Genomic DNA, 24,432 nt, shown 5'->3' on the forward strand with positions numbered 1-24,432 from the left:
TTGGTAAGACAAAATAAAAATCAGGAAGGGTTTGTGCAATAATACGGAGGTTTTGCCCCGAAAAGATGGCCGATGACAACAATCGACAAGGGTTAGGTCAAAAACCGGTTAGCGCGGTGCTACCCAAAAAACTAAGATTTAACTATAAGAAGAAAGGGGTTACATTATGCTAGATTTCAAAAAAGTGAACAGACGATTCGCGCTTGGTGGCTTGGGTCAAAACCTGGTATATGCACTGATGTCTACAGGTTTTCTCTTTTACTTCACGGAGGCTGCCGGATTCTCTGCTGCAACAATTGGAACACTTCTATTGGTTGTCAGGATTTATGGATTAATTGCCGACCCCATTATTGCCGTCATTATCGAGAAGACGAATACAAGATGGGGAAAATATAGGCCATATATCACGGTGATTCCGCCCATCATTAGCATACTGTTCGTGGCATTGTTCTTTAATCCATCCTTATCTCACGGTGCCCATCTAGTATATGTTTACGTGATTACTATTCTTTTCTGGACGGCGTATGCGTTCTTCGATATTTCCTTCTGGTCCATGGTTCCTTCGATTACGAAGGAAGAAGATAAGAGGATGAAGCTGCTGACAACTAGTAAATTTATGATAATGATCGCTGCGTTTGGTCTTGGTATGGCACAAATGCCGTTAATCAAATTGTTGGGCAATAACGATTACTCAAAAGGCTTCTTCCTAATAAGTATCATCCTTGGTGTGATTTTTACAGTGTTAGGTCTCTTGCTCGCACAAGCTTTGACTTTCATGAACCGAAATTCGGAGGACGTTGCTGCGAGAGCGGAGGGCACTCAAATGAAGGGCAAGGACATGGTCAAGTCGCTTCTTGCTAATACACCGTTGATATCCGTCATTCTAGGTAAACTGTGTATCTATATCCTGGTTGCGCTCAAAGGAAGCATTGCGATTTATTTCTACAAATATACCTTGGGTAACGATATTCTGGGCTCGTATGCTTCGATGATCTCACTACCGGCTACTCTGTTGCTGGTGGCATTCGCACCGAAGCTGATCAAGAAATTTGGCGATAAGAAAGTGATGCTATTTATTATCATTGTGCATGCCGTACTGTCATTTGCTTATATCGTCAGCACGGATGTCTCCACCTTCTATGTTCTTCTCGATGGACTCTCGAATGCGGCTATGGGGATCTATTCCTTGATTATTACGAACATGGTAGCTTCAGCAGTTGAGTATGGGGAGTGGAAGACAGGCATCCGAATGGAGAGCATTATTTTCTCTACGAACACGATCAGTTCCAAGCTTGCTAGTGGTCTCTCGGCAGCGATCGCTGGTTGGGTACTTTCGGGTATCGGTTATGTATCGGGTGCCGAGCAAAGTGCACAGACCTTGCGTGCCCTTCATCAAGTCATGGTGTGGGTGCCTACAGCCGGTTGTATTTTAGGAGCTCTAGTATATATGGGATATAAGATGAACTCCAGGATGTATAACGAGATTTTGGCTGACTTAGAGAGCAGAAAGCAAAATGAAGGAGCGTGAGAAAGACAATGATTAATACAGATATTTTGAAGGAGAGACCATACTGTCTATCCGAAGAGCAGCGGAAGAAGGTTGCGGATCAGATTGAACAGATGTCATTGCAGGACAAGGTAGGGCAATTATTCTTTCTAGCATATTATGGGCAGTTCATGAGCGATGAAAGTGTGCTGCAAATCGTAAAGAATATACAGCCGGGCGGAATGATGCTGCGGCCGACCCCTCGGGTGAAAGCCACGGAGATTATTGATCTGATTAAGGCCAACAGCCGAATTGTCCCGTTCATTTCCGCGAATCTGGAGAATGGGGTAAACGGTCTGGTAGAAGACGGAGTCAGCTATGGGAGTCTGATGCAGCTCTCCGCTACAAATGACCCGCAGCTAGTTAACCTTGCTGCCAGCGATATTGGGAAGCAAAGCCGTGCACTTGGTGCAAATATGGCCTTCGCTCCTGTAGTGGATCTTAACTATCATTGCTTGAATCCGATAACCGGAACACGTGCATTCGGGGAAGAAGCAGGGCATGTGAAGGAGATGGCTGTGAGCTTTTCTAAAGGGTTCATGGATAACGGCATCCTACCAGTGATCAAACATTTCCCTGGTGACGGCGTGGATGATCGCGATCACCACGTCCTCGCTTCTGTAAATAGTCTCTCCTTCAAGGAGTGGGAGGAGAGCTATGGATCAGTCTATAAGGAGCTTATAGACCAGGGAGTTCCTTGCGTGATGGCCGGTCACATTCTCCTCCCTGCCTATGAGAGAATGGTTCATCCAGAGATTAAGGACCAGGAATTGCTGCCCGCAACATTATCCAAGCATTTATTGAATGGTCTATTGCGGGAACGTTTGGGATTTAATGGTTTAATCATTACAGACGCTTCGGGTATGTGTGGATTTAATAGCTTCGCCACAAGGCAAGAGACGGTGGTTCATTCGATAAATGCAGGCTGTGATATGCTGCTGTTCACGATGGATCTGGAGGAGGATTATTCAGCCGTTCTGCAAGCGGTTATGCGCGGTGTAATTTCGAATGACCGATTAAATGAAGCATTAGTCCGTATTCTGGGCATGAAGGAGAGCATAAATACGAAGATGATCGCTGAGATTGAGCTGCCGCCATCCGCACACCTAGTGGATCAGGTCTTCGATCAATCAATTACACTGGTGAAGGACAACGATAGAATTCTACCTATTAACGCAGAAACCTATCACAAAATATTGCTGATCCCGCTTGGAAATGAGGACAAGAGCGGCGATATTTTAGCCAAAGAGCTTGAAATGAAGGGCTTCCAGGTTACATTGTACGATACAAAGAAGATGAATCTCAGCCTTATCTTTGGTAAAGTAGCAGATTTGAGAGCCAAATACGATCTGGTTATTTACGCTTGCGACTATCAGGTCAAGAGCAATCAGACCTCGAACCGAATTGAGTGGGGCATGCCCGCAGGGCAATATATGCCTTGGTTCGTGAAGGATCTCCCGGTGATTATGATCTCGTTCGGCAATCCGTATCATCTATACGATGCGCCGCGGATTCCGACCTATATCAATGCTTACAGTAATGTAGCCAAAAATATAGAAATGGTCGTTAAGAAGCTGGTTGGCGAGAGTGAATTCAAAGGGGTTAGTCCGGTAGATGCATTCTGCGGGATGTTCGATACAAGATGCTAGAGATTAAAGGGGTTATATTTGATCTTGACGGGGTGATCACGGATACGGCGGAATTTCACTTTCTGGCCTGGAAGCAACTCGGCGAGGAATTGGGAATCCCAGTGAGCCGGGAGTTCAATGAGCATCTGAAGGGTATTTCCCGAATGGAGTCCTTGGAGAAGATATTGGAATCAGGGGATAAGGCAAGCTCATATACAATGGATGAGAAACTAGAGCTGGCCGTTCGAAAGAACGGATACTATCGGCAATTGATCGATTCAATTGCTCCCAAGGACATCCTTCCGGGTGTGGAGGCTCTACTGCAAGGGCTTAGACAGGGCGGGATTCGAACGGGCTTGGCCTCGGCCAGCCACAATGCACCATTTATATTGGATAAGTTAGGGCTTCTCCATTATTTCGATGTGATTGTTGATCCAGGGAAGATTCGTAGCGGAAAGCCGGATCCTGAGATCTTCCAGACCGCGGCAAAGATGCTGCAGCTCTCTCCCAACACCTGTATCGGCATTGAAGATGCCGCAGCCGGAGTGGAGGCAATCAATAGCGCCGGTATGTATTCGGTCGGTGTAGGCGATCGAATCATTCTGTCACACGCGAACTATGTGGTGGAGAGCTTGCTGGGTCTGCGTTTGCAAGATTTGGGATAGATTCATAGAAGAAAACTTAATGAAAAAGATGACTTCCTTGATAGGGGTCATCTCTTTTTATATTTTCGTTAGGTGACATCAAAACCGTGACTACACCCACCGCGAAGCGCCCACCTTTGTCGTTGCCTTCGGACAGGGGTTCGACTCCCCTCGTCTCCATATAGAGCATACACAAAAAGACACCCGAGAGGGTGTTTTTTTATGTTCACCCACCATTTTAGGCCGGATTGTGATGTAATCATGTCAATTTACCTTAAATAGTTCAGCCACTAGTAGTTGAATGATATAATAGGAGAAGTTTATTTTTGGTATCGAGCTTAGGCTGCCTATTTTCCAGTCAGGCTGCCGTACTGATTATGAGCATCGTCAACAGCATGGAACAGTTAGAAAGAGGGATGCAACAAGTGAAAGGTACCATTCTTATATTTGTAGCTATTATGTTCATGCTACTGACTGCTTGTTCGTCAACTACAAGTACAAATTCAGTTAATGAAGCTGATTCCAACTTGCAGACTAATGAAGTGACAATAGATCAAGCAACGCTAACAAACTCAACGAACTCAACAGACTCAACAGAACCAACAGATTCAACAGACTCAACAGACTCAACAGACTCAACAGACTCAAATCTCCCCAATAACACTTCTGAGCAGCTAACTACAGGAGGACTGGAGAAAAAAGGACATTTGCCTCAAGGGTTTGTTTATTTGGATGAATATATTCCGTCTGCGCAGCAAGTTATGGGTTATAGTGGTGAGAAAAATTTTGTAGGCATGCCGATTGACGGCTATCTGGCTCCGCTAGCGATCGCTACAGAAAAGGCGGCTCTTGCTCTGCAGGCGATTAGTGATGAATTAGAGCAACAGGAACTTATATTAGTTTTCTATGATGCATATCGGCCTCAGAAAGCTGTTAATCATTTTATCCGCTGGTCGCTTGATGAAGAAGACTTATTGATGAAAGAAAGCTTTTACCCCCGTGAAGAGAAAAGCACCTTGTTTCAAAAAGGATACTTGTCCAAACGATCCGGACATTCCCGGGGAAGCACCGTGGATGTGACACTCGCTTATGCGGATACAGGGGAAGAGCTAGATATGGGAAGCCCAGTCGATATGCTGGATGTTATTTCCAACTTTAATACCGAACAAATTACTCAAGAACAAGCTGCAAACAGGCAGCTTCTTAAGAAGGTTATGAACAAGCACAATTTTAAGTCGTATAGCAAGGAATGGTGGCATTATACGTTAAAGGTCGAGCCATTTCCTAATGAGTATTTTGATTTTGATGTCGAGTAGCTAGGAGGGCACTACTCCACTCAAGGGATGATGCATGATGCAGTCAGCCTATAGAGAGCTTTAGAAGCTCTCTCTTTTTTAAACACTACTTGAAGCGTATCGTCAAAGTGTTAAATCCTCTTTGGATTGGGTGCATGAATAAAGCATGGAGGTTATAATAAGTATAAAGAAGAACCGATACTTACAGACCGTCAGTACAATAGGCCGGGTACCTTACGATGGGCGGTCTATTTTTTTTGTTTATGGTGCTTATGGACAAGTCGTACAGTCGGTATTATTGAAAGGTGATTCTAGATGCTTAAAGCTTACGATTTAATTCCGACTCTTTTTACTTGTCACTCCCCGTGAATATTTGGATACTGCTTTTTTAGGTATTCGAATCCGCCTTTAGATATGCCATTTCTTCTTCCATACTGGCGAACCTTGTCCTTGGTTTTCCTCGTCAAACCTCTGATGCCTCCAATATTGCTCCTGCCTGATACTTTTTCATCCCATTCTCTACCTGAGTCTTACTTCGAATGCCCAATTGTTTGGCGACTTCCCTCAAGCTGATGTTCACTTCCGTTACTAACCTCACAGCTTGAATTACAAAATAATATATAGCACTCAATATGGTCACAACAAGCATTATGAAATTGATTCGATGATTTGAAATTGAGCATGCGTTTGAGTGGTGATACTGGCATCAGTCACAGCTCCATTATCACCTACGACAAGAATCTTATTATCAAACACATTCATATTGCGAAGATCACTTGCTTGAAATTCGATATATTTCCATTCTATAGCATTGGATGAATAGAGAAGAGAGGGTGGTTAATCCCTCTATGAATGAACTCCAATGAATATAGATAGAAATCAGCTACAAAAGAAAAAAGAGAGACACTGAAATGCCTCTCTTCCCTAGAATAATCCTTCCTTCTGTATTCCTAACAATCCCCGAGTTATTGTCTTTCTAGTATCTTTCGAATGAGCGACTCGCCCAAAATCTCAATCATCCTATTCATCTTCGAATACAAATAGCAATTCAGTTGAACCCAAAGCGAGAAAGTAGTACAATGTAAAACAAAGAAAACATAATGGGTTATTTGTTTTCCTGACAAACACATTTTGGAGGGAATTATGGGGAAATCACTGAGGTTGTCTATGCTGATCACGGATATTGGATTTTTGGCTTATTGGCTGATTGTATTAATGGGTTTGCTTCCAAGTGAGTTTCTGTATAAGGATTATGATAATCCAATTATGGTGGCATGGAATCTTTCGTTTATTCCATTGGATTTAATGGTTTCCATTACCGGCTTACTAAGCATCGCTCTTTTTCGGAAAAAGAGCAAAACTTGGCTGCCGCTTAGTATTGTTTCCCTAAGTTTAACGTTTTGTGCCGGGCTGCAAGCAATCTCCTTTTGGGCGATAAGGGGAGATTTTGATATTTGGTGGTGGTTTCCAAATTCGTTTCTGATTGTCTATCCACTTATTTTCTTACCGAAGCTGATCAGATCAATCTTATAATGCGCGAAATAAAGGGGAGCTAAGAATGAAACAACGTGTTATGGAGGCTGCAAAGGAGGAAATCATCGAGAGCGGGCTGAGGTTTACGATGAGGGATTTAGCGGCACGTTTAGGAGTCAGCACCAAAACCATTTACCAGTGTTTTGACTCTAAGGAGCAAATCATTGATGAAATCGTTACAAATTCAATCCTTGAAATGAAAAATTCGGAAGCTTCCATTATGAAGGATACAAGGCTAACGAATCTTGGGAAATTAAAAAAGACGCTTGTTAATCTTCCAGAATGGTTTATGCTGTCTGACATACGTCTCCTAAAGGAGTTCAAACAGAGATATCCGAAGCAATGGGCTGAGATTGATAAGCTTGTAACGCTTGGATGGAATCAAGTTCAGGTGTTGGTGGAACAAGCAGTCCAAGAAGGTGTTCTACGAACATTCAATCTGGATTTGTTTATTCAAATGTATATCGGCTGTTTATATCAGTTAATGGAAAATCGGTATGATCGCAGAGCAGCACAAGTGCCATTGGAACAAGTATTGGATCAAATGGTGGAGCTTTTGCTTCATGGAATAGCTCTAAAGGAGTAAAGAGATCCCCCATAGAAGCAAGAGCGGCCTGCCTACAGCTACGTCAAAGCTGCAGCTAAACCTGTAGAAAGCCTGCGGCGTGACCGGTCAGGATAAGAAATAACGCTTGGCAAATGCTAAAGCCATTCTCATTCACCATATTCATAAGCATAGCTATAGGCTGTTGCGTAAAATTGATTTTGTAAATGATCAGCCAAAGACTTCATTCGACAAGATTAAAAGAATAGAACTGCGAGAATATGTGAATCGTATGGATCATAACTAAAGACAAAAAAATGACTACAGAAATATTCTGTAGTCATTTTTTTAGAATTCAGAATATTAAGGAATCACTTTCCAAACATCGGCTTTACCCGGAGTTTCGCCTAAAGTCCACCATTTAGCTTCATAGTTTACACCGTTATAGGTGACTTTGTCGCCACCAACATAAACAGTGGATGCATCCCAGGCTGGGTATGTGACAGGTGCGCTAGTAGTAGTTACATTGACAATATTGCTAGCAGCGGATACATTACCAGCGGCATCAACAGCCTTTACAGTAAAGGAGTAAGCCGTATTTGGCGACAAACCAGTAACGCTGTATTCAAGCGTTGAACCAGAAACTGTAGCGACTAATGTCGAGCCTTGGAACACTTGATAGCCTGTTACACCCACATTGTCCGTTGAAGCATTCCACATTAAAGGAACTGTAGTAGATGTAGTTGTACCCATCACATGTAAGCTTGTAGGAGCGGAAGGAGCCTGAGTATCAGGACCTTCTACAGCTTTTGTAGTGAAGGATACAGAATTGCTAGCCGGTGATATGTTCCCAGCAGCATCTACTGCTTTAACGGTAATGTTATAGGTTGTATTAGGTGTTAAGCCTGTTAGATTGTAATTCAGTGAACTTGTGGAAGCGATTTGAGCTGAACCGTTAAAAATACGATAATTCGTAACGCCTACATTATCTGTAGCAGCATTCCAAGAAATTGTTGCACTAGTGGTTGCAACATTGGAAGCGGTTGCTCCTGTAGGAGCAGTTGGCGGTGTTGTATCTGGATTTCCACCACCGGAGAAGTTAACATCTATAACGTTATAGAATGCATTTCCTGTGTCCGCAACTTCCCAAACAGCGAGAATGACTTGATATCCCGTTCTGCTCGGTACGTTACAAGTGTCGGAATAAGTATTTGACGGCATGCCTTTATACGGTACATTACAGAATGGAGTTAAGTCGAAGGATGCACGAGTTAATGGTGCATTCGGGTTCCAATCCTGCTTGGTAATGTAGTATTTCCAGCTAGCTGTCGAATGAGGCACTTTTAACTTCCAGTCAAAGGTCGTTGGTCCAGGTGAAATGTTTACTTTTGTCCAACGAGTTTCGGATTGCTGATCTAGTGGAGCGAACAAGCCGTTAGCACTTGCGATTTTACCATCGGCTGGACCTGCTGCCGGGAATCCTTTTGCTGCTTCTAAGCTATACGGCTCATAAATAATAAGTCCACAATTCTTATTGACTCCTTTTGCACATAAATCTGCACGGCTGGAAGGATTACTTACATATCCGTGAGCGGATGCTTTGGATTCGAATAAGAATAGAGCCATAAAAGCGAGCGTCATCAATAGACCGCCGGCCAAAACCTTCTTAATAAGTCTAGAATTAGGAAAAATTAGGGCTGACATCAAAAAAACTCCTCCTTCTTTTGATAAACTATGCACTAAGAACCAAACGATCATTCGTACCTTGATTGCATTACGACATGCTTCCTTACCTCCTTCCAGGTCAATATGTATGCTCAATAAGCGAACATATATAACTAATGTTTTGGGTAATAAATGATTGTGTTGGTGAATAAGAGGTTATTGTGACGTAGGTAGTAAAATAAACGTTGATATTGGATAATGGGGGATGTCTAAAAGGTCATAATTTCTTTGTTATATTCACTGCTCTATTTCAGAATGACCGGCAGTTGTAAATTGAATTATTCCTAAACCGTGTTTGAACGGCTCATTTGCGGTATATAACAATATAGGGTGTCAAAATTCCTCCACAAAGGGGCTGTTGAATCATGTCAATTCGTTTAACAGATCAAAAAATCGTTCCGCATTTATGGTACGACAAAGAGGCAAAAGAAGCAGCAGAGTTTTACGCTTCCTTATTCCCGGACTCAAAAATTACGAATGTAACCACATTACATAACACACCATCTGGCGATAGCGATCTAGTTTCTTTTGAAATATGGGGTCAAAAGTTCATGGCGATTAGCGCAGGATCCTATTTTAAAATCAATCCGTCTGTGTCTTTCATGGTTAATTTTGACCCATCTCGAGATAAAGATGCGGGAGAGAGAATTAATGAGGTTTGGAACAAATTATCTGAGGGTGGCACAGCGTTAATGCCGCTCGATAAGTATCCGTTCAGTGAGAGATACGGCTGGATTCAGGACAAGTATGGTTTGACGTGGCAGTTAATTCTTACCAACCCAGAAGGCGAAGTACGCCCTACGATAATACCGTCGATGTTGTTTGTCGGTGATATATGCGGTAAAACGGAAGAGGCGATTCATTTTTACTTGTCCGTATTTAAAAACTCAAAGCAGGGACATACTGCTCGCTACCCCAAAGGTATGGAGCCCGACAAAGAAGGGACGATCATGTTCGCTGAATTCATGCTTGAAAATCAGTGGTTTACCGCAATGGACAGCGCGCACGAGCATGGGTTCAGTTTCAACGAGGCAGTTTCATTCATGGTGTATTGCGACACACAAGATGAAATTGACTACTACTGGGAAAAGCTCTCTGCGGTTCCTGAAGCCGAGCAATGCGGTTGGCTGAAAGATAAGTATGGTGTGTCCTGGCAGATCGTGCCGAGAGAGATGGACGAGATGATGAGCAAGGGTACACCGGAGCAGATTTCTTCCGTAACAAAAGCATTTCTTGAAATGAAGAAATTTGATCTTGCGGAATTACAGGAAGCATACAAAAGATAATGTGATTTAGCCCCAAAAAATATCACATAATAATTCCTCTGTGCAATAATGTAGCGGCGGCGAATTGTGGAATTGAACAGCCACGGTTCGCCTCACCATAACCTTCGATCCGATCAAGCTCTTTGAGCTGTTGAAACTGGGTGGTGAGCGCTCCGTTGTAACGATCATGGCCAACAAACATTCCGATGTATTGATAGGTGAGTTAGACGGCCATATGATCAAAATGATGCATGGGCTCAAAGTAACGTGGCGGCTTGCATCCTGGCGGGAATCGTCGCAGGTAGAAGTGGATGCTACCATTGCGGCGAAGGCAAACATCAGAAGAGCAGAAGTAACTGTCATGCTGCAGCAATTGTTGAAAAAGTCTGATCTGATGTAATGAGTGGAGAAAAGCGACCGATTCAGGCAAAGGTTGGAGTCACCAAACAAAAAACATCATCCCCAGGAGGATGGTGTTTTTTGTTTTTCACCTGGAATAACACAATTTCTACGAATTTAATTTTTTCAGAAGTTCTTTTATTTCATGAAGTTGTTCTTCAGTCATTTGTTGAGATTGATGAATTGTATTTAGCTTTTCCTCTACTTTTTCTAATCGAAATTGGGTTTCTTTTTGGATTTTCTCGGTGTTCTTTTGCGTTTTGGAGTTATCCATGATGACTAGGATGGTGAGGCCGGCACTAAAGATGGTTAGTCCTCTAGCGGTTTGATTTAAATCTAATTGATTCATGGCGAATAGGCAATCGGCAAGTCCTGCCCCAAGTAGTATGCCGCCTATAGTTACAATCCCATTTCGTTTCCACTTATCAGGGATAATATTTAATGCTTGTTTCATTAAGAGATCTCCTTCAGCTAGGTAACAAGTTTATTATTCTTACTGTATTCTGGAGTTTTCGAAGCCATTTACTCCACGGCAGGTAGCGGAGCTTATTTCGTTCCTGCTCAGTGACCGATCGGCACATATTACGGGCACAAACGTCTATTATCGATGGTGAGAAATCTCTGCTGCGGGGTTAGATGCCGAGGCTGATGGCTTAGGCGGGTAAAAACAGAACAGGCATCCTAAGTCCAGCGGGCCGCCCACAGCTTCATTTCGTGGCATATGACGTGCAGATCCTGCCCCTTCGGAGTCAGCGAATATTCGACCGTCACGGGCACCGTTGGGAATGCATTCCTCTCCAGTACCCCCTTCTCTTCCAGATGCCGGAGCGTACTGGTCAATGCGCGAGGACTTATGCTAGGAATTTTCCGCTGCAGCTCCCCGAACCGGAGAGTGCCGCAGAACAGCTCCCTGATGACAAGAAACGCCCATTTGCCACCCAGAACGTCCAATGTTTTTTCGATGTTGCATTCAATATGTTCAGGCGTCTTTGGAATATAGCTGCTAGCTTTTTTGGTTGTTGTCATTAGACATCCCTCCGATATATCATTACTATATTTTATATAGTATCTATACTGCATATAATTAAGTGAAAAACATTTCACTTCTTCAAATTGTATATGAGATTATATAGAATGAAAAGAGAGATTGGAAAGGGTTACAATATTTATTAAGGAGGCCTATAAGATGAGATATAGAAGATTAGGCGGAAGCGGACTTAAAGTAAGTGAAATCAGTTTGGGGAGCTGGCTTACATATGGAGGTTACGTGGAACGCGAGAATGCGGTAAATTCCATTAAAGCCGCTTACGACCTGGGGATTAACTTTTTCGATACAGCCAATGTTTATGAGAAGGGAGCTGCGGAAGAGCTAGTTGGGAAAGCTTTGAAGGCTTATCCGCGTGAATCCTACGTGCTTGCTACGAAAGCGTTCTGGCCCATGGGCGAAGGCCCGAACGACCGCGGATTGTCGCGCAAGCATATCGTCGAACAGGCCAACGCCAGCCTGAAGCGCCTTGGCCACGATTACGTTGATATTTTCTACTGCCATCGCCATGATCCGGAAACGCCGCTGCATGAAACGCTGCGCGCTATTGACGATCTGATTCGCCAAGGCAAAGTGTTATATGCTGGCGTCAGCGAGTGGCAAGCTTCCCAAATCGCGGAAGCGCTTGGCGTTGCCGACCGTTATCTACTAGATCGTATTGTCGTCAACCAGCCTGTTTACAATATGTTCAACCGTTATATCGAAAAGGAGGTCATTCCGCTCTGCGAACGTTCAGGCATCGGGCAAGTCGTCTTCTCTCCACTTGCACAAGGCTTGCTGACCGGCAAATATACGTCCGCTACCGACATCCCGCAGGACAGCCGCGCGGCTAAGCTCGATTGGATGCGCAAAGGAATTACGGAAGAGAAGATTGCCAAGGTTCAGCAGCTTGAAACGATTGCAGCGGAATTGGGAATTACCGTAGGCAACCTTGCGCTGGCTTGGATTCTGAGTCAAGAGAACGTAGCGAGCGCGCTCGTCGGCGCCAGCCGTCCGGAGCAGGTCACGGAAAATGCCAAAGCGTCGGGCATCGATCTCAGCGAAGATGTTCTGAACCGTATTGAAGAAATTTTGAAATAGGAAGCGTCCGACGCCCCCGTTTCATAAAGAGAGAGGCCGCACTCAAAAGCGAATCGCTTTGAGGCGGCCTTTTTTTGAGGCAGGGATATATAATTTCTGGTATCATATACGCCATCAGGGTGCCTCCCTAAAATATGAACTGATCACTTTCTGCCGAAATCTGCTTTGATCTCGCCCCAAGCTTCGGTATTCCATTTTAATACTTTGTTTTCATAAGTGTTTGCATGGAGCCATTTCAAAGCTCTGTCTGCAAGTTCCCAAATTTCTTTTGTGGTAGAGTCTCTTACAAGATTAGAGTTAATTTCTTTCTTTTTTAGCCAGCTAAGTGCGGTTCTGGAGTCGGAATAAACGGTCTTGTTGCTGCCCTTTTTCTTCAAATATGCTAGTCCGTGAACAATCGCAATGAATTCTCCGAGATTATTTGTTCCTTTTTGTATGGGCCCATGATAAAAGAGGAGTTCACCTGTTTGAGTATCTACTCCCTTGTACTCAACGATCCCTGGATTTCCGCTACAACCGACATCGACACTTATGCTATCCATATCAATTTCCTCAATTTGATCTTTTACGAGTAAATTTGGTTTCTCATGGACTGGCTTCGCTGTACTTTTTTGGCCCCAGTGCATTTGCCACCCATCCTGGAAAGCTTGCTCGGCCTCTTTGCTAGAGTTAAATGATTTAAACTTTGCATCAAAATATTGATTGGTTTGTTCCTGACATTCGGCCCACGAATGATATACTCCAGGCTTTTTGCCTACCCAAACCACATAAAATTTTTGTTTTGCCACTATGTCACCTTCTCAACTTCGCGATTGGAAATTAAATTAATGTAAGCTAAGCTTCGACAGAAGCCTGCTTATTTCCTTTTATTTTTTAGAAATGTAAAATGATTCTTTAAAAAGAAGGGGATTCTTATTGGCTTGTCCCAAAGCCGATCTACATCTACATATAGATGCATATATCGAACGAAAAAGGAACCTTATGATATAATTTTGTTATATCTTTTTTTACAATGGTGGGAGGATAGAACTTGAGATGGCTATATTGAAGAATGACTGGGCGTCTGAATTGGAGCAGGAGTTTTCGAAGCCATACTACTTAAATCTGCGGCAATTTCTCATCGATGAGTATCGGACAAAGACCATTTATCCGGATAAATACGACATTTTTAACGCTCTGCACTATACATCACTGGCTGATACTAGGGTGGTAATCTTGGGCCAGGATCCTTATCATGGACCGGGACAGGCTCACGGCTTAAGCTTTTCGGTCAAAGAGGGTATAAGCACACCTCCATCCTTACAAAATATGTTTAAAGAGCTGCAGGATGATTTGGGCTGCTTCATTCCCAATAACGGTCATTTGCTTAAATGGACGCAGCAGGGGGTGTTGCTTCTAAATACGGTGCTCACAGTAAGGGCGCATGAAGCGAATTCTCATAGAAACAGAGGATGGGAAAGCTTTACGGATAGAGTCATTGAAACGATTAATCGAAAAAATGAGCCTGTCGTGTTCCTGTTATGGGGAAGCCACGCTCAGAAGAAGGCCGAGCTCATTACGAACCAACGGCATATGCTTATTCGTTCGCCGCATCCGAGTCCGTTGTCTGCCCATAGGGGCTTTTTTGGCAGCAAGCCGTTTTCTCGGGCTAACGAATTTCTACGAAAGATGGGGCTTCAAGAAATAGATTGGCAAATTCCTAACTTGTAAGAAGGCTTGAGTTCCCTTGCTTTCACCATGTAAATCCACAGCCATATGAGGTTGTGGATTTTCCGCGCTTAAGCACATGAACGCGGATAAGATTAAGCTTACGCTTTATTCAACTAAGGGAGGTTGCGCCCTAAGTCGACTTGATAATACATAAAATTTATATATACAAATTTTAACTTATCAACTAATATAAATTTAATGTAGAAATTATTCCAATAATAGAATTAAATTATTATATTTAGAATGAATTTCAGAAAATATCTGCGTAATACTACTTCCTTCATACGATAATCATCTACTTTAATTAAGGTAATAATCCGTGAACACCTCAGCCTCACTTTATTTCATGACTGGAATTCTAATCAACCTGTGGTTTATGTGATGTATCCCCTCAGCAATCCGCTGGAAACATGCCAAATAGAAGCTGCATAAGCCCTTACAATTATGTAAATATAACAACGTTTAGGAGAGCACCGTAATGCAAGAGGTAAGACTGTATTATATCGATTGGTTAAGAGTTCTCGTCATTTTATCATTAATCCCCTATCACGCCGCTTTGACCTATACCGAGATTGGCAGCACATATATTAAAACAACCATCTACGATAGTCGGGTGCTGCCATTCTTGGCGATTAAATCGCCGCTCGCCAGTTTTTTTATGGTGTTATTGTTTTTTGTGTCAGGCGTAGCGGCTTATTATTCATTTCACCGCAGAGGGAGAGCCGTGTATATAAAGGAACGCATAACCAAGATCGGGATCCCGTTCTTGCTGGGAACAGTCCTTTTATGCCCTGTACAGGCTTATTTCAAAGCACGGTATGAAGGATATTCGGGAAATATCGTGCATTTTGCTTCGGAGTTTTTCTCCGCAAAATTCATTCATTATTTAGCGTATGCCCATCTATGGTTTTTGCTGTATTTATTCATCTTCACATTCGTTAGCGTGCCGCTATTTACAAAGTGGGCCGGCGATGAAACTAAGCTGAAAAAGATATCGTCGTATTTAAGCCGCGGCAACAAAATACTCATTCCTATTTTCGGTTTGGTGTGGGTTGAAATTTTGTTGAGGCCTTTTTTCTTTGGTCAGCAAAACTTCGTCCTGGATTGGGCCAACAACATTGTCTATTTCAGTGTTTTTATATTCGGTTTTATTTTTGCTTCGGATGACAGGCTGCAGCAAAGAGTCTTCCAACTGGCGGGGGCATCCAAAATTTTATTTGTTATATTAATGCTCTTATATATCATGATTGAGTACTTACATATGACACAAGGAGCCATGGGCAAGTATCTGATGCCGGTATGGATCCTTACGAAGGGCATCTATGAGTGCGCTGCGGTTATTTTCTTCGTTACGTTAGGCAAGAAGTTTTTTGATCGGGCTAGCCCTATACTAAGATATCTAAATCAAGCTTCGTTTACATATTATCTGGTTCACTTTATTCCCATAAGTTTTCTTAGTTATTATTTAGCAGCTAAAGATATTCATATCTATGTGAAATATTTGATCGTTGTATTGTTTTCGTATTTGTTTGTTTGGATGGTTTATGAAGGGATCAGAAGATTAAAGTCTGTGCTTGCGAACAGCCTAGGGAAGCAGAAACAGAAATACATGAAATTATAAGGAGAGGTTGGTTGCCGACACGCCTCCTGTGCCGGAGCCGTTGCTTACGATGCACCCTAAGGATGGCATTAGAATAAAGGTCGAAATGCGAAATCGATGTATCGTAAAGGAGATTCTATATGCGTTCTACAGCGGTTCAAACGCATCAGCCGGCCTTGCTGACAGAAGGTCCTATTTTTAAAAGGCTATTCTTGTTCTCCATTCCAATTTTATTAGGAAACGTACTCCAGTCCTTAAACGGTTCCATCAACTCGATCTTTATCGGCAAGTTACTTGGCGAAAGAGCCCTGGCAGCGACATCGAACGGGTTTATTATTATGTTTTTTCTCATTAGTGCTATTTTCGGGATGGCGATGGCCTTGGTTATTCTGATTGGGCAGCATCTTGGGGCGCAAAGGATCGAGCATGCCAAAAAAGTAGTAGGCACAAGTGTAACCTTTTTCTTCATTTTATCTCTTGTGACTGCACTATTGGGCATCTTTTTTACTCCCTTCATTCTTGATTGGATGGGTACCCCGCCTGATGTTGTAGCAATGGCCAATACGTATATGCGAATTATTTTCGCCGGTGTGCCATTTGTTTTCGGGTTTAGTCTGGTTATGGCCATATTGCGCGGCTCCGGGGACTCTAAAACACCCGTCTATTATTTGCTGGTTTCCGTTGTATTGGATATTATACTGAATCCGCTCCTCATTAATGGAATGGGTCCATTCCCGCAGATGGGCATTGCCGGCTCGGCAACGGCTACCTTTTTGGCTCAAATGATTGGCTTCACCCTGCTCCTGTTCCATCTGTACGCAAAAAAATATTTTTTGCGCATCACGAAAAACGATCTGCATTTGCTGCGTATAGACGGTTCCATTATCCGTTTTGCCACGCTGAAGGGGTTCCCGATGGGGCTCAATATGGTCGTTGTTTCTGGGAGCAATGTATTGCTTATTAAGCTGGTCAATACGTTCGGCTATGAGGCCGTGGCAGCATTCGCAGCAGCCAATCAGATTTCCAACTACGTACAATTACCGGCCGTAGCCGTTGGCGGAGCGGTGACCTCTATGGCCGCTCAAAGCATCGGAGCCAGAATGTGGGGGAGAGTATCCCATATCGCATGGGCAGGGGTAATCTTCAATATCGTGATGACAGGTCTGCTAGTCTTGCTGTTGTACGGGTTTAATCGAGAAGCGCTTGCCTTATTTTTGCCTCTGGATGGGAAGGCAATGGAGTTAGGGATGCAAATCAATGCCATAACCCTGTGGTCATTTATGATTTATGGTGTTTTTAGTGTCATCGCTGGTGTTGTTCGATCTGCAGGGGCGACCATGGCTCCGATGATTATTTCCTTTATTACAATGATTCTTATCCGAATTCCGCTTGCGGCCTATTTAGGTGAGAACTATGGGTTTGATTCGATATGGCTTTGCTTTCCGATTGGTTTTGCGGCAGCATCTGTATTCATTCTCGGTTATTATTGGCGGGGCAACTGGAGGAAGTCGCATATGCGAATGACGGATGCAGCTTGAGAAGAACACTAAATTTATCGATGTGCTGGCTTGCTTTGACGGATTGGCCCTGCAGAAGCTGCTAAACCCTGAGTTTGATTTAGATCGCGCATACTTGGAGCTCGAGAAAAGGGTGAGAACTACATATACAATGACTGAATAGGATTAGGTCGCTTTTTTTGCGTCTAAATTCAACCACATAGAGCTGCGGCTATATGTGGTTTTTTGTTCGATTATCCAAATTCATCATATTGATGTTAAATATTCGGAATAACTATGTAGTTTTTCCTATGAAAAGACGATACATCTTATAGATGAATTTATCATAGGACCATAAACCTATAAGTAACTAGTCACATTAGGGTCTTTCCTCTTTCATCACTATTCGAAGCTATGGAGGGAATAAGAGATGTGTAGTCGTAAGTTGTGGAGTCAAATGAAGCAGGGAGTGGCATTGTTACTCACTGTACTACTTGTGTTACAGGTATGGCCTTGGCAGGAGAGTGCATATGCAGCAACAGCACCGCCCGAACAACGAAGATTTATTCGTGTTGAACCCGCAGTGTTCCAGCCAAGTCAAGGAGAATCGACTCGTATACGCTGGAATTGGGAGCAGGATCATCCTACGGTAATCAAGCTGATGAGCGGCGGGCAAATCGCGGCAATTATTCAGGAGGAGCGGAACTACGCCGGAGGTTATGTTACTCATGAATTTGTCTGGAACGGGAGGGACAGCGGCGGATCTTTGGTTCCAGAAGGTACATACGACATTCTTATTGAGCCTCAGGACAAATACAAAGGGTACGGCTCTCAACATCCGGTTACGGTACTAGGTCAGGGCGGCGCGGATATCGCTATTAGTCCTAAAGCGACCGGTGATCGATTCCTTGTCTACGGGCAGAAAGGACGGAGCCATGGTGTTAGTACGGTTAAGCTGAACATAACCGCTAACGGTGTACAGCGCACTCTGGATGCTAAGGTCGAGGATAGTCGCTGGTGGGCCGAGGTGGGAATAACACCGTATACTCAGACGAAGATTGAGGCGGAACTAGCTGGTGCCGGGTCAGGGAAACCAAGCTTGACGGTAACGAATCATAGATACCGTATTTTTGATAATATGCGTCAACTGGCGCTGGCTTATTTCGGAGATGATCGTCGGCAGAGTGATATTGCCAAGGACAATCATTTGACCTCAGTAATTGATGAGGACACACTTGTCGGTACAAATATACTTGTAATTAATCCGGCTAATGAGATCCGTATCCCGCAGCAGGAACCGGTGTTAGGCGGCAACATGGGTGTGGTGGATATGCTCTCCGGCACGAATACAAATACTCCGGCTCATATGGGAATGGGGAATAATCTTGGGATTACAAGTGATATCTACATCGGAGGAAGCTTTCCATTATTTTTTACACGTACTTATAACTCTCGTGATGATTATTTTAGTGCATTAGGCTTAGCTTGGAGCCACACGTTCAGTGAGCGGTTACGGGATTTGGATCGTGCTGTATTGATCCGCTTTGAAGATGGACATATCGAACGATATGACAAGCAGCAGGATGGTACATATCGTGCAGGAAAAGGGGTTTATCATGAACTGAGCCGTCAAGCGGACGGACAATTTGTACTCGTAACCAAAGATCGGAACAAATTATATTTCGACACCAAAGGTTTACCTGTTATGTATGAGAATGAGCAGGGAGTAGCACTTCGGCTATCCTACTCGGACGGTCGATTGAGCCGGGCGGATAGAGAGGGCAACTCGTTGACTTTCTCGTATGACGCACAGGGCAAGCTGGTTGGATTGAGTGATCAGAGTGGGCGGAAAATCAGTTATACCTATGAGGGGCGTGCCCTTTCCGGCATGACGGATGTGGAAGGTGCCGAGTATCGCTATGTGTACGATGCCGAAGGGCGAATTACACAAGTTAACGGCCCGGATCATATCACCTTAAGATCCATGGCCTATGACAATAAAGGCCGACTCACAAGCATCCGTTATGCTGATGGATATAGTCAGACCTATTCTTATGATGAAGAGAAAGGAACGGTGACCCTTAAAGAAGGAACAGGCTTGACTACGACTTACCATTACGATGATCAACTCCGGTTGATCAAGATTGTTGACTCTAAAGGGGAGCAGACGTTTCGTTACCCGGATGGCGGCGCCGCAGGTACGTCAGCAGCCGATTCACCGAGCTACGAGACTGTAGCGCAGATGGAGAGCATGACAGCTAAGTCGTCAGCCGATTCTGGTGTAGTGATGCTGGCTTCAGCAGAGACAGCGACCACTTCATTCATGAAGTTACTAGCCAGTTCGAACACTGCTCGTCAGGTCGGTTCGGCTACATGCAGTGCCGATACCTGGGATGCAAAGAAGGTATATGTGGCAGGTGATTATGCCGCTTATCAGGGGAAAACCTGGATGGCCAAGTGGTGGACACTGGGCGAGGCCCCGCGAGGAACCGACTGGGATGTGTGGAAGGAAGTTAGCGAATGCGGCGATACGAGCAACGGTGGCGGTAACCATAACGGAAATGATAGTGGAAATGGAAATACGGAGCCATCTCCACAGAATTGTAACGCTGCTGCTTGGGATATCAAGAAAGTATATGTTAATGGTGATCATGCTACTTACAATGGCAGCATGTGGCGTGCCAAGTGGTGGACACTTGGTGAAGTGCCGGGTAACGGGGATGAATGGAGCGTATGGAAAAAGGTAACCTCCTGTACAGGGGATCAGGGCGGAGATAACAATCCGAATCCACCGGATCCTGCCTATGACGAAGCAATTATGGCTCCAGACACCGGAAGTAATCCACTTCGAGTGGAGATGTACAATCAGAACCGAGCTGAGAAATATAACACATTATATCCATGGTATCGACTTCATAATATTTCCGATGCGCCGATTACAGTATCGGATATACGTATTCGATATTTTTTCACAGCGGATAGTAAGGATCGGTTAATGTTCTGGGGTGATTGGTCGAGTATCGGCGGCAATTACCGCGTGAATGGGAGCTTTACCCGTCTAAAGCAACCGGGAATGAATGTAGATACGGTTTTGGAGATCAGCTTTGATGAAGGGGCCGGAGTGATTGAGCCAGGAGCATCATTGGATCTTCACACACGGATCAGCAAGGATCGCTGGATTGAATTTACTCAGACTAATGATTACTCCTTCAACGCGCAGGATACGGATTTTGCGGATTGGGATCGAATTGCCGTATTTGTTGGAAGTCAGTGGGTATGGGGCAGCATGCCGAATGCAGCAGCTATTGAAGTAGGACCTCCATCCAGCGACAGCGAAATGAAGATACCGGTATTTCATTCCAAGGAATCATTTGTAGAGAGCAAGGATGCGAACGGTTCAAGAACGAGCTATGTACTTGATCATCGCGGTAACGTAAAGCAGGTGACGGATGGTCTTGGTCATGTCACTAAATTCGACTATGATACCGTGGGTCGTGTTACCTCAGTAACTGATGCGCTAGGAAACAAGACGACGTATTCCTATGATGCTCATGGAAATATGCTTACGATGACGGACGCCGAGGGCCATAAGACAGAATACACTTACAATGCTAAAGGGCTGCCAACGGCCATTTCTGCTCCCGACGGGAGCAAGCTCACTGTATCCTACGATGGGAATGGCAACCCGTCAGAGATCAAAGATGGAACAGGGGCATCTTACAAGCGTAATTATGATGCCTTGAATCGTCTGGTGGAAGCTGCTGACCCAACCGGAGGGAAATATCGTTATGCTTACAGCCCGAGTGGAAGAGTCGAGAAAATAACCGATGCACTGGGTCAATCTACGCAAGTGATCTACAATGCAAGAGGTGAACAAGAGCAGCTTATAGATGCGGCTGGAGGCAAAACGCTCTATCGGTATAACGGAAATGGTCAACTCGACTCCGTAGTCGATCCGCTCGGTTATGCTACGAAGTATATTTATGACGCGAACGGTCGCACCGAGCAAATTGTTGCTCCGGATGGAGGCATAACTCGTTACAGCTATGATCAATATAGCCGAATCTCTTCTATAACGGATGCCGAAGGCGGAAAAACAAGCTATCAGTATGACGCTATGGACAATCTGATTTCAGAGACGGATGCCCGTGGCAACAGCACTCGTTACAGCTATGATGTAATAGGGCGGATGACTGAGTTCAAAATGGCAGATGGCGCTGTCACGAAGTTGAGCTACGATGCCATCGGCAGAGTAGAACAACAAATTGACGCTGCTGGTAGTATTACACGCTTCAAATACGATGGAAATAGCCGTCTACTTCAGGAAATTGACGCATTAGGTCAAACTGTTCATTATGCGTATACTCCAAACGGACAAATTGCCAGCATTACGGATGCAGCCGGGGGCGTAACTTCGTATGAGTATGATGGAAATGGCAGATTAATTGCCGTAATGGATGCACTTAAGCACCGGACGACATATAACTATGACCCTTCCGGGCGCATGATCGAGGAAACGAACTCATTGGGTCAAAAAACGAAATATTCGTATGATGCGAAGGGACAGCTGTTGACGATTACGGATATCGGTGGACAAGTGACCCGATTTGCTTATACTTCTCTAGGACAGTTAGCCAGTCAGACAGATCCGCTGAATCATACGACCATTTACGATTATGATGCTTCTGGGCAATTGACGGAAGTGAGGGATGCTCAAGGAAACAAAACACGTTACAGCTATGACGCTTCAGGTAACCGTATTGCTCAGGTTCGTTATGGGGCAAATCAAGAACAACAAACGATGAAATACGCATACGACAAATTGGGTCGCCGTATTGAAGAGACTAATCCATTAGGACTTCAAACTCGTTATGTGTATGATCAATTAGACAATTTGCTGACCATCACTCATCCTGATGGTAAAGTGACGAAGCATACCTATGATACCCAAAACCGGCTTACTGAGATCGTCTATGATCATGATCAGCGTGCCAGCTTCACATACGATAAGCTCGGCGGACTTGTCTCCCTGAAAGACTGGAATGGGGATACACAAGTGAAGCGGGATCAATTGGGACAAATTATTTCAGTTACCGATCCGAAGGGCCGAACGGTGAACTACACATGGACACCTACAGGGTTGAAAGATACGTTAACAACACCAGACGGCCAGAAAGTGGCCTATAGCTATGATGCCATGCAGCGATTAACAACCGTGGAGGACAAAGCAGGAATCACTCGTTACACCTACAATGCGGTAGGACAGGTTGCCGAGAAGAAATCGGCGAACGGCAGTAACACCACCTACGAATACAACAACATGGGGCGGCTGCAACAGTCTAATGAACGCAACCGGGCTGGTGAAGTAATTAATCAGCATACTTATCGCTATGACGATGCTGGTAATATTTTGAGCTGGATCGAGAAGATCGGAGGACAGACTCGCGACAAGCAGTATACCTATGATGAACTGAATCAACTCATTCAAGTGATCGACAACGGCCAGATGAATAAGTACCGCTACGATAGCTTTGGCAATCGGATCAGTAAGAGCACGGGAAGCTCTGAAACGACCTACACCTACAATGCAGCAAACCAGCTTCAGCAGGAAAAGACAGGCGCATTGTCTAAGAACTATCAGTATGACAAGCGTGGTAATTTAATTTCGGTTCAAGGCGGTCAGGAGCAAGAGACCTACACCTACGACGCAGCGAACTATCTTGTCGGTGTAGTCAGGAACGGCAAATCGCTGGAGTATCGTTACAACGCCCAAGGTGTACGAATCCAGAGCAAAGATGTCTCGGCATCGACAACACAGGACTTCCTGGTTGATATGACATCGGCCTACAATGATCTGCTGTCTGTATACGAAGGCAACGAGCTGATAGAGAGCTACAGCTACGGCCTGAATCGCTTGCATGTCTATCTAAGCGATGGCACGAACGAGACTTACAGTTACGATCATCTGGGTAGCATTGTTGGATTGCAGGATGGACAAGGGAAGCTGAAGGATACGTATCGTTATGACGAGTTTGGTGTTCTGGATAAGAGCACACAGCCAAGTGATCGACTCGCCGTCAATTTCGGCTACACGGGTTACCCAAACGAAGGTAACGGACTTTACTTCGCCCAAGCCCGGTATTATAACCCGGAGATCGGCCGGTTTGTGAGTGAGGATACGTATGAAGGGAGCATAAGCAATCCGCTGAGTTTGAATTGGTATGTTTATGTGGAGAATAATCCGCTGAGGTATGTTGATCCGAGTGGACATTTCAAATTTGAACCCTATGACATACAGGAGCTTAGAGACGTACTGAAACAAATCAGTGAGAAAGATTTAAGTAAAGAGGATGAATATTATCAGGTATCCAAGGATTTTATATGGAATCACTACAACTTCAAATCTTTCATGGATGAAAACCAGTACAATTATTTATTCGGCCTGTTAACAGGCACGAGTGCCTATACGAATAATACTGGCAGAGCAAGTTGGGCAAGAGAACAGTTAATAGATGCGTATTATGAATCGAAAGAGGCAGAATATGTTGCGTTACTTGCTATGGCAATGGCAGGTGCGAACATGCCGGGTAGCAAGGGTACAGGTACCAAGAGTGCAGCTAAGAAGACTACAACTAAGGGGACAGGACAAGCTTTCGGTAAAATAAACCCAACAAACATTCCGAATATGTCTAAAAAGGAAATACTTAATGGATTACCAAAAGGTTGGACGTATACTGAAAATAATGGTTTTGTCCACGTAAGGGATGCAAACGGTACAATACGTATGCGAATAGATCCACCGGACAAAGTAACCAAATACGACCATGTGCATCTATACGATGGAAATAAAAATCCTCTTGATATTAATGGGAATATAGTGAATCCAAAAAGTCCAGATGCACATATTCCATATAAAAAATGA

Annotated in this window: 17 protein-coding genes; 13 read left to right on the forward strand and 4 right to left on the reverse strand. The window is 44.1% G+C overall.

Going from position 1 to position 24,432, the window contains the following annotated elements; genetic code table 11:
* Positions 1–166: 166 nt before the first annotated feature.
* From ACE3MQ_RS12970 to ACE3MQ_RS12995, 6 genes are all read left to right on the forward strand, one after another.
* Complete coding sequence (locus tag ACE3MQ_RS12970) at positions 167–1,528, forward strand: MFS transporter (protein WP_379393193.1); 1,362 nt, start codon at positions 167–169, stop codon at positions 1,526–1,528.
* An 8-nt stretch (positions 1,529–1,536) separates the two neighbouring features.
* Entirely contained in the window at positions 1,537–3,195 is a 1,659-nt protein-coding gene (locus ACE3MQ_RS12975) for a glycoside hydrolase family 3 protein (protein ID WP_379393196.1), read from the forward strand.
* Complete coding sequence (gene pgmB / locus ACE3MQ_RS12980; protein ID WP_379393198.1) at positions 3,189–3,839, forward strand: beta-phosphoglucomutase; 651 nt, start codon at positions 3,189–3,191, stop codon at positions 3,837–3,839. The genes ACE3MQ_RS12975 and pgmB overlap by 7 nt, the downstream gene beginning before the upstream one ends.
* A 305-nt stretch (positions 3,840–4,144) precedes the next feature.
* Positions 4,145–5,134 (forward strand): M15 family metallopeptidase, encoded by a 990-nt coding sequence (locus ACE3MQ_RS12985; RefSeq protein ID WP_379393200.1) that lies wholly within the window; start codon positions 4,145–4,147, stop codon positions 5,132–5,134.
* A 1,122-nt stretch (positions 5,135–6,256) separates the two neighbouring features.
* Positions 6,257–6,646 (forward strand): DUF5360 family protein, encoded by a 390-nt coding sequence (locus ACE3MQ_RS12990; protein ID WP_379393202.1) that lies wholly within the window; start codon positions 6,257–6,259, stop codon positions 6,644–6,646.
* A 25-nt stretch (positions 6,647–6,671) separates the two neighbouring features.
* Positions 6,672–7,232 (forward strand): TetR/AcrR family transcriptional regulator, encoded by a 561-nt coding sequence (locus tag ACE3MQ_RS12995; RefSeq protein WP_379393204.1) that lies wholly within the window; start codon positions 6,672–6,674, stop codon positions 7,230–7,232.
* A 321-nt stretch (positions 7,233–7,553) separates the two neighbouring features.
* Here ACE3MQ_RS12995 and ACE3MQ_RS13000 read toward each other — a convergent pair whose 3' ends face one another.
* Positions 7,554–8,894, reverse strand: coding sequence for a lytic polysaccharide monooxygenase (locus ACE3MQ_RS13000; RefSeq protein ID WP_379393206.1), 1,341 nt, complete (start codon positions 8,892–8,894; stop codon positions 7,554–7,556).
* 386 nt (positions 8,895–9,280) lie between these two features.
* On the opposite strand from ACE3MQ_RS13000, the gene ACE3MQ_RS13005 reads away from it, so the two are divergent.
* Both ACE3MQ_RS13005 and ACE3MQ_RS13010 read left to right on the forward strand, forming a co-directional pair.
* Complete coding sequence (locus tag ACE3MQ_RS13005; protein ID WP_379393208.1) at positions 9,281–10,201, forward strand: VOC family protein; 921 nt, start codon at positions 9,281–9,283, stop codon at positions 10,199–10,201.
* A gap of 214 nt (positions 10,202–10,415) precedes the next feature.
* Positions 10,416–10,580 carry a hypothetical protein gene (locus ACE3MQ_RS13010; RefSeq protein WP_379393210.1) on the forward strand — a complete coding sequence of 55 codons (165 nt, stop codon included), beginning with the start codon at positions 10,416–10,418 and terminating at the stop codon, positions 10,578–10,580.
* Between the two features lie 108 nt (positions 10,581–10,688).
* On the opposite strand, the gene ACE3MQ_RS13015 is transcribed toward ACE3MQ_RS13010, so the two are convergent.
* Entirely contained in the window at positions 10,689–11,033 is a 345-nt protein-coding gene (locus ACE3MQ_RS13015) for a hypothetical protein (RefSeq protein ID WP_379393212.1), read from the reverse strand.
* Between the two features lie 227 nt (positions 11,034–11,260).
* On the reverse strand, positions 11,261–11,605 hold the full coding sequence (locus ACE3MQ_RS13020) for a winged helix-turn-helix transcriptional regulator (protein ID WP_379393214.1): 345 nt from the start codon (positions 11,603–11,605) through the stop codon (positions 11,261–11,263).
* A 160-nt stretch (positions 11,606–11,765) separates the two neighbouring features.
* Between ACE3MQ_RS13020 and ACE3MQ_RS13025 the strand changes: the two genes are divergently transcribed.
* Positions 11,766–12,704 carry an aldo/keto reductase family protein gene (locus ACE3MQ_RS13025; RefSeq protein ID WP_379393216.1) on the forward strand — a complete coding sequence of 313 codons (939 nt, stop codon included), beginning with the start codon at positions 11,766–11,768 and terminating at the stop codon, positions 12,702–12,704.
* A gap of 143 nt (positions 12,705–12,847) precedes the next feature.
* Here the strand turns inward: ACE3MQ_RS13025 and rnhA are convergent, their stop codons facing one another.
* Entirely contained in the window at positions 12,848–13,492 is a 645-nt protein-coding gene (gene rnhA / locus ACE3MQ_RS13030) for a ribonuclease H (RefSeq protein ID WP_379393218.1), read from the reverse strand.
* Positions 13,493–13,739: 247 nt separating this feature from the next.
* On the opposite strand from rnhA, the gene ACE3MQ_RS13035 reads away from it, so the two are divergent.
* The 4 genes from ACE3MQ_RS13035 (at position 13,740) to ACE3MQ_RS13050 (ending at position 24,432) form a co-directional block, all read left to right on the forward strand.
* A complete protein-coding gene (locus ACE3MQ_RS13035) occupies positions 13,740–14,414 on the forward strand; it encodes a uracil-DNA glycosylase (RefSeq protein WP_379393220.1) in 675 nt (224 codons plus the stop codon).
* A gap of 478 nt (positions 14,415–14,892) precedes the next feature.
* On the forward strand, positions 14,893–16,035 hold the full coding sequence (locus ACE3MQ_RS13040; protein ID WP_379393222.1) for an acyltransferase family protein: 1,143 nt from the start codon (positions 14,893–14,895) through the stop codon (positions 16,033–16,035).
* Positions 16,036–16,154: 119 nt separating this feature from the next.
* The gene (locus tag ACE3MQ_RS13045; RefSeq protein ID WP_379393225.1) at positions 16,155–17,552 is read left to right on the forward strand and encodes an MATE family efflux transporter; all 1,398 of its coding nucleotides are present in this window, start codon (positions 16,155–16,157) and stop codon (positions 17,550–17,552) included.
* A 388-nt stretch (positions 17,553–17,940) separates the two neighbouring features.
* A complete protein-coding gene (locus ACE3MQ_RS13050) occupies positions 17,941–24,432 on the forward strand; it encodes an RHS repeat-associated core domain-containing protein (protein WP_379393227.1) in 6,492 nt (2,163 codons plus the stop codon).

Source organism: Paenibacillus lentus, from assembly GCF_042714055.1.
GTDB lineage: Bacteria > Bacillota > Bacilli > Paenibacillales > Paenibacillaceae > Fontibacillus > Fontibacillus lentus_A.